Here is a 13590-nt window from a genome sequence, read left to right on the forward strand (position 1 = left end):
AAGGAAACAGCATGATCGAATTCAAGTTGCCGTCCATGGGTGCGGACATGGACGCGGGCACACTCCTCGAATGGAAGGTGAAGCCCGGCGATACGGTGAAGAAAGGGCAAGTGATCGCCGTCGTGGACACGAGCAAGGCCGCAGTGGATGTCGAAAGCTGGCAGGAAGGCACCGTCGACGAGCTGATCGTCAAGCCAGGCGAGAAGTTCGCGGTGGGCACGCTGATGGCAACCTTCCTCGAACCCGGCGAAGCGCCCGGCGCCACAAGACGCGTGCGCACGCCTCCTGGTGCTACTACGCCGCTGTCGGCAACGTCGCGCCGAAAGATCTCTCCCGCAGCGCGCAAGCATGCCAGGGAATGCGGTATCGATATCGACACCGTTGCGGGTACCGGGCCAGGTGGCGCGGTGACGCTCGATGATGTCGAGCGGGCGACGACCCAGGCAGCAGGCCCCATGCCTAGCGACAAATCCGCGGAAATGAGGAAAGCTATCGCTGGCGCGATGGAGCGGTCCAAGCGCGAAATACCCCACTACTACGTGTCCCGAGATGATTCCGATGGGAACGGCGCTCGCCTGGCTCGTAGCAGAGAACGCGAGGCGCTCCATGGCGGAGCGCCTGTTGCCTGCCGTGCTGCTGCTCAAGGCCGTCGCTGTCACGCTCAAAGGCTTCCCCGAACTGAATGGCTTTTGCCGCGGGGGTATCTTTCATGCGGCGGATAGCGTTCACGTTGGCGTGGCGATCTCCCTGCGCCAGGGCGGCCTGATTGCGCCTGCACTGCTGGATGCCGATACGAAGCCGCTGACGCAAATGATGCTGGAGCTAGCGGACCTGGTGAGGCGCTGCCGCGCCGGTTCACTGCGAAGCTCCGAGATGTCCGAGCCCACGGTAACAGTGACGAACCTCGGCGACGAGGGCGCGACCGAGGTCTTTGGCGTCATCTATCCGCCTCAGGTCGCGCTGGTTGGCTTCGGCCGGATCATGGAGCAGCCCTGGGCCGAGAACGGCGGCCTGAAGGTGGTGCCTGCCGTGACCGCCAGCCTGTCGGCAGACCACCGCGTCTCGGACGGCCATCGCGGCGCACGCTTCCTGATCGAGCTGCGCGAAACACTGCAGCATCCCGAGGAGTTGTCCCGATGAACGATTTAGACATCCGCACAGTAGTCCTTAGCACATTAAAATCGATCGCGCCGGAGATCGAAGAGCGCTCACTGCGCACCGACCGGCCGTTGCGCGCTCAGGTGGACCTTGACTCCATGGACTGGCTCAACTTCTTGCTGGGTCTGCACGAAAAGCTCAAGGTGGAGATTCCCGAATCCGATTATGCTCGTCTGACAACCCTTGATAACGTGGTGGCCTACGTTGCAAAAGCGCAGACGCTGCAGCAGAAACGTTGACGAATACGCCCACGCTTCATGACGCCAGCCACAGGAATTTTCACGGAATACCCCACGCGATCGGCAGTGACGTATTTAAACGGAGGCGCAATAAACGTCCCGCGTCAGACAAAAGTAATTGCCTGATCGCCACGAAGCGCGCCATTGACCGTGCGGGAGAATGCGCCATCGATGTGCGAAATCCAGAACCTGAACGCGGTGACCCGTGTCATGAAAACGACCCCCAACTTCTTAAATCTTCATAGCCATGACTTCGTGCGTATTGCGGTTGCAACGCCCCTGGTGCAGGTGGCCGATCCCGCGTTCAACGCGGATCAGACCATCGCTCTACTGAAGGAAGCGGTTGAACGCAATGCACTGGTCACGATCTTTCCCGAACTGGGCCTCTCCGCCTGGTCCTGCGACGACCTCCTGCAACAGCAGGTGCTGTTCGACGCGTGCCAGACCGCGCTAAAGTTAGTACTTGCGGCCTCCTGCGATCTTCCATCGATTGTCGTGCTGGGGCTGCCGCTTCAGATCGGCGACCTGCTGTTCAACTGCGCAACCATCCTCTACCGCGGAAACATACTCGGCGTCGTGCCGAAAACCTATCTGCCTAACTACCGGGAATTCTACGAAGGTCGCCAGTTTGCTCCCAGAGACTTTGCGCTCAAGGATGACATCGAGTTGTGCGGCCAGTCTTCAATCCCGTTCGGAAACCGATTGTTGTTCGAGATCGACGAGCAGCCGCTCCTGCGCTTTTACGTCGAGATCTCCGAAGACCTATGGGTGCCAATTCCCCCCTCTTCCGTTGTGGCGCTCGCCGGCGCGACGCTGCTAATCAATCTGTCGGCGTCGAATGCAACAATCGGCAAGGCGGACTATCGCCGACAACTCGTGTGCGGTCAGTCGGCCCGCTGTCTCGCCGCGTACGCATACAGTGCGGCAGGATCCGGCGAGTCTACGACCGACCTTGCGTGGGACGGGCACGGCATGATCTATGAAAACGGGACCGCACTCGCGGAGACCCATCGTTTCCTGGATACGGCGCAACTCATCACCGCCGACGTGGATCTCGACCGGCTCAGCGCGGAACGTATGCGGCAAACGAGCGTCGGCCAGTCAGCGCAACGGCACCGCGACCAATGCACGGCTTTCAGGACGATACGCGTGGACGCAGCCATTGATCGAAAGAGTCACCTACCTTTGCAGCGCAGCTACGACCGTTTCCCCTACGTGCCTTCCGACCCGGCAACCCTCGATGCCCGGTGCCGCGAAGCCTGCGAGATACAGGTTCAGGGACTCGTTACGCGTATGCGGGCCGCTGGCGTGGAGAAACTGGTGATTGGCGTCTCTGGGGGACTCGACTCCGCTCAGGCGCTCCTCGTCTGTGTAGCGGCGATGGAGATGATGCATCGACCGTGCAGTCATGTCATTGCCTGCATGCTGCCCGGCTTTGCTACGAGCGAACGGACGGCAAGTCTGGCCCGGCAGCTGATCGGGACGCTCGGCTGCCAGGTGAACGAAATCGACATCCGCCCTGCCTGCATGCAGATGCTGAAAGACATCGACCATCCATTTCCCGGGGGGAAGCGGTCCACGATGTGACGTTCGAAAACGTGCAGGCGGGCGAACGGACCAGCCATCTGTTCCGGCTGGCCAATCTGCACTCCGCCCTTGTCGTCCGGACAGGCGACCTGAGCGAACTCGCGCTTGGCTGGTGTACATATGGCGTCGGCGATCAGATGTCTCACTACGCGGTCAATGCCGGCATCCCTAAAACGCTCATCCCGCACCTGATTCGCTGGACGTCCCGTTCACGCTTCGGCGGCGAGAAACTCCAGGTGATATTGCAGGATGTACTGAACACCGAATCAGTCCCGAACTCATTCCCGGAATCAGCACCGCCGGACCCGCACAACGTTCGGAGGACATCGTAGGACCATACGAGCTGCAGGATTTCAATCTGTATTACGAGCTGCGTTTTGGCTACCGCCCGTCCAAACTCGCATTCCTCGCATGGACTGCGTGGCACGACGTCTTACAAGGCGATTGGCCAGACATTCCAGAAGCGGCGCGGAATCAAAACTCGACTGTTGCAAGGTAACCATTCCGTTTTCAGCGGGTTCGAAAGTATTCCCTTGCGATAAGTTTGCGTATCGCGGCATAGCGCGTGAGGGCCGCGTCGTTCGGCAGTTCCATCTTCTGGAGAATGTTTGCGCGTTCTTCGCAGATGGCCGTCGCGTCCGTGCCAAGGGTCTCCGCGATTTCTGGCAGTGCTTGCCCGCATGCAATGCGGAGAAACACGTGGAATTCGTGATCGGAAAGGCGCAGATGCGGCGAGGTGCCGGCCGCTTCGTCAGAACTCGCCGTGGGGTCCACCGGCGTCCCCAAGCCGACATAGATTCCGCCTGACGCGACCTTGCGGATCGCATGAAGAAGCTCCTCGGGTGGACTCGATCTGATGAGAAACCCGGACGCGCCAGCCCGGAACGCTCGGATAGCATCCCCGGTTTCGGTTGAATAGGCTGTCAGGGCGACAATACGTAGTAATGGCTTCTCGCTCCTGAGCCGCTTGATGAGTTCGAGTCCACGGTCAGCAGGCGCTGCAAATGCCAGCACCAGGACGTGGACCTCCGTCGAGCGAATAAGCGTCATGATGTCGCTATCAAACGCTCTGCCGACGAACGCGATGTCGCCACTGCGCGCGAGTTCGTTCCGGACCCTATCCCCCGTGGCGAGATATGCATCGCAAATCGCGACCTTGATCATGGCGCGCACCTGAAGGAAGACATTTTTCAAGTTTTGCTCCTACGCGGGTGCATGTCGACTGGTCGTTTGTAACGCGAAGATACCGATCAAATTCGATCCATTCGCGTGAAAAATTACTTTTCTTGCAGCCGCTGGGGCAAATTGCAATCCAATAAGATGCCTCGGGGGCAAGCGAGCGGCCTGATCTCGCGTGCCGGAACGGGATCGGACTTTGAAGAACGGACGCTACTTCTTGGCCAGCACCTGCCTGACCCCACGGAGTGTCATCGATCTGCTTCCGCCGTCGAATACGGCGCAGCAACTTTCGTGATCTGACCGTCCCCGTACCATCTCTCACAGGAACCGATCAGCTCCGACGGTAAATCCGGTCGCAGTGCGAAGTATGACGAATGATGAACGTGTGACATTGCTGCGATGGTTTTGACGTTTCGGCTAATCCAGGCATACGTGCGCAGAAGGGGGGCGGCCACTTCACGCCCTGAGTCAGCCGGCCAGGCATTTCGAGGAGGACGCGCGAGGCTTCCGAGGAGATGCGAGCTCCGTTTCCTCAGCGCATTCATTTCCACAGCACGTTCAGATAAACGCACTCGTTGTAGGATGTACCTGGTTGTCAGCGACCGTATCTGCCCGTGGAATCTGGACGCTTTTGACAGGCAGAGGCCTGGTCAGCCCTCCGTTGGCTGTTGCTGAGGCTTCTCACTACCGGCGGTGTTGTCCGTCTCGCGCAGCGCCGCGTTGGCCGTGACTAACAATGCTGCATCGTGGTAACGCAGCACTTCGTCCACCGAGTCGAAAGCCCTCTTTAGCTGCTTCTGCCCAAGCTTCGTCGCATTGCCGCTTTGAGAAATGGCATCAGCTTCCTTCTTCAATCGCTTTACGAGTTTCGCAGCAAACCGGCTATCTAGCGACCTGGCCTAGACGAACTCCCTGATCTGTAGTGTCAATGCCACCAACGCCTGTTCCGTTGTCTCGTTCGAGTCGCTGGCGTAGTCAGAAAACGATTTCCTGCTCATCAAAACTCTCCAAAGTGTGCTTACTCACTGCGACGGTGCAAGGCGCGCTCGCAGAACTGGGGGATTGCGTGGTGGCCGCCGCTGCTCCTGACAGTCGTCACCATGCTGGCGGCGCTGATCCCAGCGGCGTCAAGGCGTTTGGCTTCATCGGACCTTTCGTCGGGCCGGTCGTGGTTGCCATACTGCTCGCCATGTGGCGGGCTTGTCAGGATAGTCAGCCATCGACCGGGTGGACCAGTAGCACGGGCACGTGCGTAATGCGCAGCACGCGGCTCGCCACGCTGCCGAGCAGCCAACGCGAGAGGCCACGCCGACCGTGCGTACCCATGACGACAAGATCCGCGCGCCAATGATCAGCTTCCTTCACTATTACATGGGACACATCGTAGCTAGTCCTATCTGTCCTGATCATTGCGGACTCCGCCGTGATACGTAAGCGTGCAAGCGTCGTCCCAGCCGCAGCTAACGCTGCTTCGCCCTTTTTGACAAGGACGTCCTCGAATAGAGCAATTGGTACGAAATCGCCCATATCCACCGGCTGGTCAAGCACGTGTACGACCCGCAATAAGGTCTGAGGTCGCGCGAACTGCACACCGTACTGGAGCGCGCACTGCGATGGCGCGCTGCCGTCGACGGCGAAGAGTATTCGCCGCGGACCTTGCTCGACCTCTCTTTCATAGGATGCAGGCACGACAAGAATAGCGCACCGGCACAGTCGCGCCAGTGGTTCAGATATGGCCCCTTCCAGCCAGGCAAGAAATCCGTGGTGTTGACGTGTCCCCACGACCAGCAGGCTCGCCTGCCATGTCCGGGCGGCGTCAAGCAACACGGATGTCACGTCCCCACCTCGCCTCGAAAGGTCGATAACCTTCGCGTCGACGACGGTCCCGGTGTTTGACAGTATGGTCTGTGCCTGGATCACGGCCTCTTCGGCAGCGCGCAAAAGTGCGGCTTGCACCGAACTGAGATCCATGCCGACAAGCGGATCCAGCGGAATCAGCCTGTAGGGGTCTTCAGCTACGCTCACGATCCGTACATGTGCCTGTGGTAGCGCGATAGTCCGAACATAGTGCGCAGCGCGCAAAGAGGCGGATGAAGAGTCCACTGCAAGCAGAATGCGGCTTGCGGCTTCGTGGCCAACGTGCTCTGCACTGGCGGGCTTCATGGCGAATGCTCCATACCGTCTCTCCCACGCTGGAGTCCGGGCAGTCTGCGCTATCTGTCGAAGGATCGGCAAGAACACACGTCAGCAACCCGTTCAACTATCTAACTTGCGCCTGAGCCCGGGGCGCGAAGCTTCTGTGGCCAATGGCGCATGGTGGATGTATCGAGTCTGGATTAACGTGTTTCCCCGTTGTTGACAAAGGTCAAACCAGTTTGCGTGTCAGCGCGCTCAAATTCGCAGAAAGCCAGGCCGACTCCGGCTCGACCCGCCTTGGCGGGTATCGCGCAAAGCGTTTTCTTGCAGCACTGGCAGAACCATTCTAGCGAACTTGCGTCACAGCCCTCAGCATGAAATCACCCCGCGCGGTCAACCGCGCTTGCACGTACTCGCTCCGCTTGCGTTCCAGCGTAATCAGTTGCCGTTGATGCAGCACATCCAGTTCAACTCGATCGAGACAGGTCGACGGCTGTCCAGCTTTGATCAGCATCAGTGTGGCGAACTCGTGTGGACTCAACATGATTCGTCTCCGTGGTAATCCGATTGATGAAACTAGCAGATGGTGACGATCGACCGGAGGACCTGAAAAGTCACTCCAGACGAGTTTCCGCAAGCCCACTCAAAGCATCACAGTCTGAATTGGCAATAGCGACACAAACCCGGCTGAGACGGTCCGGGTGGTATAGGCGGCCAATCTCGCTGGGCTGACGGTTTGCCACTTCTTCTATCAAATATCTTGCGCATACGGCACCAGCAGCAGCGGCAATACTGCAAGCGCGGAAATCTGCCCGGCAACGCTGGCGAAGCGCCATTTTCCGGTCGGCCGGTTACCATGTGTGCCAATCACGAGCAGGTCCGCGTGGCATTCCTGCGCGGCCCGCCCGATAGCGTGTCCGATGTTGTCGCCCGCGTGTTCAGCCTCAAGCACCACGGCATCGTGATCTGCCGGATCGAATCTTTCCCGCGGCGAACATGCCACGTAGCCGACCCCCAGGATTGCGCGCCCTCCACCAATGCGGGCAGCCTCGCTGACAGCTGCGTGCGACGCATCGCTGTCGTCGCTTGCAACGAAGATCCGGCGAGGCGCACTTCATCCGCGTTGCCAGGGCGCGAGTTGCCGTCGACAGGGGGTGCGAACGCTGCGATGACATGCAGAACGGTGTCGCCATCCGCCCATGCCGAACCATAATCAATGAGCCCGGCCGGAAATCTTCCATCCCAGGCACCGAGTGACGATCCGTCGATAGGCCCCGCTGGGCGGTGCGGCCCCCGATGCGGCGCCTGTTCGACGTCCGACCTCAGCGCTTTGAGTGAATTCATGCATCTCTCCGGTGCGCGATCCCGCTTTGCCACGTGGGACATAGTAAATCCTGACCGGTCGGTATCTGGATGATCCAGATCAAGTTGTCCCATCAGTGGCGTCTGTTATAAATATTTACGCATAAGAGTTGCCCGGTCTGGCTTTGAGCCACAGCGTGGCGACGGGGCATGCAATCGCCTGCCAGAGTTCAGCGCAGAGCCCATTGCGGTATTCATCTCTGATAAAGACGGTTGCGTTGATCGAAGCACCCCATCGATCTCAGCAGACACCCTCATGTTCTCACCGCCGCATCCACAACCGCAGCCAGTAACACGTAGCTGGCATTGCAGCGGCTCATCGTTCGCATCGGCGACCGTGCTAACAACGGTGCCCGGCGGTGGATGCATGTCGCGCACGCCTCCCTTCGTATGTGCCGTACTGCTGGTTCCCGATACGTGAGCCGCCGATTCGTCCCGCCGATGCAATAGCATCGGCAATTCCTGATTGGCTGGCGAAGCCATTTTCCGGACGGACGACAGCAGGCCTTGATCGAGCAGGCGCCGAGCAATAATTGCGGGCTGCGCATTGCCAGGCAGCGCTGGCGTGCCGACAGGTTACCGACGATCGACGCTACCACCTCGAGTCAAGCTCCAACGCTTGACCTGCGTCAACCGGCATTCAGCGCAGCCCGACACACTGTTGTGATGGCCTGACTTTGCCGACACGCCGATCAGCTCGCGCATGTCGACTTGTCCGGATGTTTAGTCGGCGCCCTCGCCGGCTCACCGTGCAAATCCTGACGTGAGTGAGTACGCCCATGGATGCGCAACCGGCGTCGCGTCACGTCGCACCGAGGCCCCCAATGCCGAATCCGCCTTCTCGTACCCGCGCCGTCCTTGTCATCAACGCCGGATCGTCGACCATCAAGTTCGCGCTTTTCTCATGTCCGCATGTGGTTGCACACACGCCAGACCTGCGCGAGCTGCCCCGGAGTCCACTGTCCGCCGGCGAAATTGTCGGTATTGGCAGCGCGCCGTCGATCCTGTTCGCCGGAGACCAGACCCCGCGAGCCCTGCCCAAAACGGGAGCAAATCCGTACCGTGCCGCCTTCGCGCCAATTCTGGATTGGCTCGACGGGTGGCGCCGGACTATCGATCTTGTCGCGGTTGCACACCGCGTCGTTCACGGCGGCGTACGATATAGCGCGCCCATGCTCGTCACCGAGGCGGCATTCGACGATTTGTGCACCCTGATTCCACTCGCCCCTCTGCACCAGACCCACAATGTCGATGCGATCGAGTGGCTGCGGCGTGCGCTACCCGGCATCCCACAGATCGCTGTGTTCGATACTGCGTTCCACCGCACGCTGCCGCGCTGCGAACAACTGCTGCCGCTGCCCCTCGAGTGGTTCGAAGCCGGCGTCCGCCGCTACGGATTTCACGGTCTGTCGTATGACTATCTGTCCACTGTGATCGCGGAGCGCTTTGGCGATGCTGCGCGTGGACGGGTAATCATGGCGCATTTGGGCAGCAGCGCAAGCCTCTGCGCGCTGAAAGATCTGTGCAGCGTCGCCACTACCATGGGTTTTTCAGCGCTCGACGGATTGATGATGGGTACCCGCTGCGGCGCGCTCGATCCTGGTGTAATCCTGCACATGATGGAAGTGCACGGCATGTCCCACAGGGACCTCGCTACGCTGCTATACCGCGAAGCGGGCCTTAAGGGCGTATCCGGGCTTTCGGATGACCCCCGTGAATTGCTTGAAAAGGAAGCCCAGGATATGCGCGCGCGCGATGCGCTTGCGCTATATGTCCACCGGATCGTTCACGAAATTGGTGGGCTCGTTGCGATACTCGGCGGACTCGACATGCTGGTGTTCTCTGCGGGCGTTGGCGAACACTGCGCGCCGTTGCGCGAACGCGTATGCGCGGCGCTTACATGGCTCGGCGTGAGGCTGGACAGCGCGGCTAACAATGCAAACCGGCCGACCATCTCGACCGGCGATAGCCGCGTCAACGTCCTGGTTGAGCCGACTAACGAGGCATGGGTTGCTGCACGCGGTGCGCTTAAAATCCTGGATTTCAGCAACGACACGACCGCTTGATCCGCGTTCCGTCGTTGAGTAAATGTTCTTCACCAAACGCGGAATTCACCGCAACGCACGAGACATCCCGGCTACGCATGTAATCAGGTAACCTGGCCGTCCGGCAAGACAGGCAGCATGGGCACTTCGAGGTGAACTAATGAATGAGAAAAACCTGGCATCCTCAGTGCGTCCCCGGCGCGGGGCTCCCATTATCGGCGAGTTTTGCAACAGTCCTGAAAAGTCGGGCGAACCGGCGCTGACTCGGGCAGCACTCGCATACCTGGTCTACGAAACGGCCCACACGATGCTCGGTCCGGTACGGGCATGGACGCGGGCCTGCCAAAGCTTCCTTGGATTACCGATGAACCCGATCGCGACTACGCCACAAGGCAGGACAATCGGCACAGCTCTCGATCTGTTCGAGCGCGCGACGCGCCGCTATGGCAAGCCCGATTGGAACATTGTATCGACGACCGTTGACGGCAAGCATGTTCCGGTACGTATCACTACCGTCTGGGAACGACCATTCTGCTGTCTGCTTCACTTCGAACGGTCTTTGGATCACACGCCCCAGCCCCAACCGCGTTTGCTCATCGTGGCGCCAATGTCCGGCCATTACGCGACGCTACTTCGCGGAACGGTCCAGGCCTTTCTGCCGACGCACGACGTCTACATTACGGAATGGATAGACGCGAGAATGGTGCCACTCATTGCAGGGCCCTTCGATCTAGACGATTACATCGAATATGTGATCGCAATGATCCAGCTTCTGGGTGGAGACGTACACGTTATGGCGGTATGCCAGCCTTCTGTTCCCGTACTCGCTGCGATCGCTCTGATGGAGAGCGCCGGCGACCCGGCAGTCCCGCACTCGATGATACTGTTGGGTGGTCCCATCGACACGCGAATTAATCCGACCATGGTGAACACGCTTGCAAGGAAGCGCGGCCTTGAATGGTTTCGACAAAACGTAATCGCCAAAGTACCTTTCCCCAATCCGGGCTTTATGCGCGACGTTTATCCGGGCTTCCTGCAGCTCTACGGCTTTATGGTCATGAACCTTGACCGGCATATGGAAGAGCACCAGAAACTGTTCCACCATCTGATCACTGGCGATCGCGACTCGGCTAAAAAGCATCATGACTTCTATGACGAGTACCTCGCAGTCATGGATCTGTGTGCCGAGTTTTATCTCCAGACATGCGACACGGTTTTCATTCGTCATGCGCTACCCAAAGGCGAGATGATGCATCGAGGGCTGCCGGTCGACCCGTCACAGATACACCGCGTTGCGCTGATGACAGTCGAAGGCGAGCACGATGACATTTCAGGCGTAGGTCAGACAGAGGCTGCTCATCAGCTTTGCACAAGTATCCCGCCGCCGCATCATTTACACTGGCTCCAGCCCGGCGTGGGACATTACGGCGTATTTAACGGCTCACGCTTTCGTACTGAAATCGCTCCCCGCATAGCAGATTTCATTCTTGCCCACAACGGAAATGCAACTGAGCCGCACCCATCCTAGCGGCTTCGCAAGGTCTTATTCGAGCGGACGAGACCGGGAGATGCGATGTGGCAGCGTCGTTCATGAGGTCACGCGACCCGGCGTTAACGCGGATCGTTAACCTGGGCATCCCCAATCAGGCACGCGGTTCAACCAGCACCACGAGTCACTAGCGCGTACTAACCAGTACCCGCACACTTCGGCCGAAAAGCACCATCGCAAAACCGAAGAAAAACACGGCACCGACTGGCAGGTCGTCGTGCGAGCGGCCAGTGATGGATCACCGCGATCTTATGCACCAACCCGAGAACTGTACAAAACCACACGCGAACAACAAAACCAGCGGCGCCGCCGCGACGATCAAACGCCGGATTCAACGTCTTCATCTGGCCTTCGGTCGTTCATATGGACTGACTCAACGGCTCGTGCATCCCACCACGTGGCCCCAAAGTTTGACGCATGTCAGTATCCGGATCATGCGCGGGGCAATACTGGACTGAGTCTCGTTCCGTCCCTTCGACCAGCGTGCCCGATATGTCCCTTTCGTCCTCCCAACGACTCGATATATCCATAACGGGTGTGCTGGCGATCGTCGGTAACTGGACGCTGCCGCATTACGACACGCTGCATGCGCTGAGCGTGCATCCGGTCGCACCGGGCGCCATCAGCTCGCTGGATTTCTCCCGGCTTGGCGGACTCGACACGGCAGGCGCCGCCTTGCTTGCACAGGCGCTTGGCCCCGAACGCCTGCGAAGCCTGCTGCACGACGCCGCCGGCCTCGACCGCGACCGTCTCGCCCTCCTCGACGCGGTTGCACTCGCCGTCGGGAAAGTCCCGGACCAGCCCATCGTACAACGACGCAACGGCGTGATCGAACTGCCCGAGCGCATCGGCGCCGCCGTTCTGCGGCTTGCCGAGCGCATACTCACGCTAGTCGGGTTCATCGGCCTCGTCCTCGAGTCGCTGGTGCGCGCCGCGTGGCGCCCGAAACGCTGGCGCATCACGTCGGTCGTCGCGCAGCTCGAGCAGACTGCGCTTGATCCGCTGCCCATCGTCGCGTTGCTGACTTTCATGGTCGGCGCAGTCATCGCATTTCTCGGCGTAACCATGCTGGGCGATTTCGGCGCGAGCATCTATACGATAGATCTCGTCGGCTTCTCGTTTCTCCGCGAATTCGGCATTCTGCTTGCGTCGATCCTGCTGGCCGGTCGCACCGCCAGCGCATTCACCGCGCAGATCGGCTCGATGAAAGCCAACGAGGAAATCGATGCAATGCGCGCGCTGGGCCTTAACCCAATCGAGCTGCTGGTGCTGCCGCGCGTGTTCGCCATGGTCGTCGCGCTGCCGATCCTCACGTTCGTCGCGATGATGTCGGGCATGTTCGGAGGTGCACTCGGCTGCATGCTGCGCTTCGGCATTTCGCCGACGATGTTCGTGAGCCGGTTGCGCCTGGATATCCTTGTGCAGCACTTTTTCATCGGAATGGGCAAGGCACCCGTGTTCGCGTTCCTGATCGCGTGCATCGGCTGCCTCGAAGGGCTCCGCGTGGAGGGCAGCGCGCAGTCGGTCGGTGAGCATACGACGTCGAGTGTCGTGCAATCGATCTTTGTCGTGATTCTCCTCGACGCCATTGCCGCGCTCTTTTTTATGGAGATGGGATGGTGAACGGCGACCATCCTAACGAGCGTCGGGAGCTGGTCGTCGAAGTGCACGACCTGTTGAACCGTTTCGGTACGCAGCTCGTGCACGAGCACCTGAACCTCGACGTCATGCGCGGCGAGATTCTCGGCGTGGTAGGTGGTTCGGGCAGCGGCAAGTCGGTGCTGCTGCGCTCGATCATCGGGCTACGGGAGTTCAATGCTGGCAGCATCCGTGTGTTCGGCTCGAACCTCGCCGAACTCCGTCCAGACGAGCGCATGCGTGCCGAAGAGCGCATGGGCATTCTTTTCCAGCGCGGCGCGCTGTTCTCGTCGCTCAGTGTGCTGGACAACGTGGCGCTGCCGCTGATCGAACATACCGCGCTCGCACGCCCCGCCGCCGAACGGCTCGCCCGCGTCAAGCTCGCGCTGGTCGGCCTGACGCCCGACGCGGTGGACAAGGCGCCAGCGTCACTTTCTGGCGGCATGATCAAACGCGCCGCGCTGGCGCGCTCGATCCGGAGATCCTGTTTCTCGACGAACCGACTTCGGGGCTCGACCCGGTCAGCGCATCCGCCTTCGATCAGTTGGTCCATACGTTGCGCGACGCGCTCGGACTCACGGTTTTTCTGGTCACGCACGATCTCGATACGCTGTGTGCGATCTGCGACCGCGTCGCCGTGCTGTCCCAGCAGCGCGTGATTGCCGTGGGACCGCTCCCGGAAGTCGCGAACTACGCC

The 13590-nt window shown here is 60.0% G+C and carries 13 protein-coding genes and 1 pseudogene; 9 read left to right on the forward strand and 5 right to left on the reverse strand.

All coding sequences use genetic code 11. The annotated features are described in order from the left end of the window. Positions 1-47: 47 nt before the first annotated feature. The 5 genes and pseudogenes from P0D80_RS29580 to P0D80_RS29600 form a co-directional block, all read left to right on the forward strand. Positions 48-380: pseudogene (locus tag P0D80_RS29580) on the forward strand (biotin/lipoyl-containing protein); the annotation flags it as partial. 178 nt (positions 381-558) lie between these two features. Further along, positions 559-1140, forward strand: coding sequence for a 2-oxo acid dehydrogenase subunit E2 (locus P0D80_RS29585; RefSeq protein WP_408288976.1), 582 nt, complete (start codon positions 559-561; stop codon positions 1138-1140). Beyond that, positions 1137-1397 carry an acyl carrier protein gene (locus tag P0D80_RS29590; RefSeq protein ID WP_408288979.1) on the forward strand — a complete coding sequence of 87 codons (261 nt, stop codon included), beginning with the start codon at positions 1137-1139 and terminating at the stop codon, positions 1395-1397. Before P0D80_RS29585 ends, P0D80_RS29590 begins: the two co-directional genes overlap by 4 nt. Before the next feature lie 210 nt (positions 1398-1607). After that, positions 1608-2984 carry an NAD(+) synthase gene (locus tag P0D80_RS29595; RefSeq protein ID WP_408288981.1) on the forward strand — a complete coding sequence of 459 codons (1377 nt, stop codon included), beginning with the start codon at positions 1608-1610 and terminating at the stop codon, positions 2982-2984. Further along, positions 2981-3316 (forward strand): hypothetical protein, encoded by a 336-nt coding sequence (locus P0D80_RS29600; RefSeq protein WP_408288984.1) that lies wholly within the window; start codon positions 2981-2983, stop codon positions 3314-3316. The genes P0D80_RS29595 and P0D80_RS29600 overlap by 4 nt, the downstream gene beginning before the upstream one ends. Before the next feature lie 178 nt (positions 3317-3494). Here P0D80_RS29600 and P0D80_RS29605 read toward each other — a convergent pair whose 3' ends face one another. The 5 genes from P0D80_RS29605 to P0D80_RS29625 form a co-directional block, all read right to left on the reverse strand. Next, complete coding sequence (locus tag P0D80_RS29605) at positions 3495-4178, reverse strand: response regulator (protein ID WP_408288987.1); 684 nt, start codon at positions 4176-4178, stop codon at positions 3495-3497. Positions 4179-4813: 635 nt separating this feature from the next. Further along, on the reverse strand, positions 4814-5017 hold the full coding sequence (locus P0D80_RS29610; protein WP_408288990.1) for a hypothetical protein: 204 nt from the start codon (positions 5015-5017) through the stop codon (positions 4814-4816). A gap of 358 nt (positions 5018-5375) precedes the next feature. Beyond that, on the reverse strand, positions 5376-6326 hold the full coding sequence (locus P0D80_RS29615) for a universal stress protein (RefSeq protein ID WP_408288993.1): 951 nt from the start codon (positions 6324-6326) through the stop codon (positions 5376-5378). A gap of 319 nt (positions 6327-6645) precedes the next feature. Then, positions 6646-6843, reverse strand: coding sequence for a hypothetical protein (locus tag P0D80_RS29620; RefSeq protein ID WP_408288996.1), 198 nt, complete (start codon positions 6841-6843; stop codon positions 6646-6648). 207 nt (positions 6844-7050) lie between these two features. Next, positions 7051-7302, reverse strand: a complete 252-nt coding sequence (locus P0D80_RS29625; protein WP_408288999.1) for a universal stress protein — start codon at positions 7300-7302, stop codon at positions 7051-7053. 1183 nt (positions 7303-8485) lie between these two features. Here P0D80_RS29625 and P0D80_RS29630 point away from each other — a divergent pair. The 4 genes from P0D80_RS29630 to P0D80_RS29645 all read left to right on the forward strand — a co-directional run bounded on the left by P0D80_RS29630 (position 8486) and on the right by P0D80_RS29645 (position 13552). Continuing rightward, a complete protein-coding gene (locus tag P0D80_RS29630) occupies positions 8486-9727 on the forward strand; it encodes an acetate/propionate family kinase (RefSeq protein WP_408289002.1) in 1242 nt (413 codons plus the stop codon). A 139-nt stretch (positions 9728-9866) separates the two neighbouring features. After that, positions 9867-11234 (forward strand): polyhydroxyalkanoate depolymerase, encoded by a 1368-nt coding sequence (locus tag P0D80_RS29635; protein WP_408289005.1) that lies wholly within the window; start codon positions 9867-9869, stop codon positions 11232-11234. A 513-nt stretch (positions 11235-11747) separates the two neighbouring features. Next, entirely contained in the window at positions 11748-12878 is a 1131-nt protein-coding gene (locus P0D80_RS29640; protein ID WP_408289008.1) for an MlaE family ABC transporter permease, read from the forward strand. Further along, positions 12872-13552, forward strand: a complete 681-nt coding sequence (locus P0D80_RS29645; RefSeq protein WP_459252763.1) for an ATP-binding cassette domain-containing protein — start codon at positions 12872-12874, stop codon at positions 13550-13552. Before P0D80_RS29640 ends, P0D80_RS29645 begins: the two co-directional genes overlap by 7 nt. Positions 13553-13590 lie beyond the last annotated feature (38 nt).

The sequence above is a fragment of the Paraburkholderia sp. RL17-373-BIF-A genome (assembly GCF_046030175.1).
In the GTDB taxonomy this organism is placed as follows: domain Bacteria; phylum Pseudomonadota; class Gammaproteobacteria; order Burkholderiales; family Burkholderiaceae; genus Paraburkholderia.

Excerpts from the sequence above, each read along its gene's own strand:
- P0D80_RS29615 (WP_408288993.1), bottom strand. The coding sequence starts at position 6,326 with ATGAAGCCCGCCAGTGCAGAGCACGTTGGCCACGAAGCCGCAAGCCGC.
- P0D80_RS29585 (WP_408288976.1), top strand. The coding sequence starts at position 559 with ATGGGAACGGCGCTCGCCTGGCTCGTAGCAGAGAACGCGAGGCGCTCC.
- P0D80_RS29635 (WP_408289005.1), top strand. The coding sequence starts at position 9,867 with ATGAATGAGAAAAACCTGGCATCCTCAGTGCGTCCCCGGCGCGGGGCT.
- P0D80_RS29640 (WP_408289008.1), top strand. The coding sequence starts at position 11,748 with ATGTCCCTTTCGTCCTCCCAACGACTCGATATATCCATAACGGGTGTG.
- P0D80_RS29590 (WP_408288979.1), top strand. The coding sequence starts at position 1,137 with ATGAACGATTTAGACATCCGCACAGTAGTCCTTAGCACATTAAAATCG.
- P0D80_RS29620 (WP_408288996.1), bottom strand. The coding sequence starts at position 6,843 with ATGTTGAGTCCACACGAGTTCGCCACACTGATGCTGATCAAAGCTGGA.
- P0D80_RS29645 (WP_459252763.1), top strand. The coding sequence starts at position 12,872 with ATGGTGAACGGCGACCATCCTAACGAGCGTCGGGAGCTGGTCGTCGAA.
- P0D80_RS29630 (WP_408289002.1), top strand. The coding sequence starts at position 8,486 with ATGCCGAATCCGCCTTCTCGTACCCGCGCCGTCCTTGTCATCAACGCC.
- P0D80_RS29595 (WP_408288981.1), top strand. The coding sequence starts at position 1,608 with ATGAAAACGACCCCCAACTTCTTAAATCTTCATAGCCATGACTTCGTG.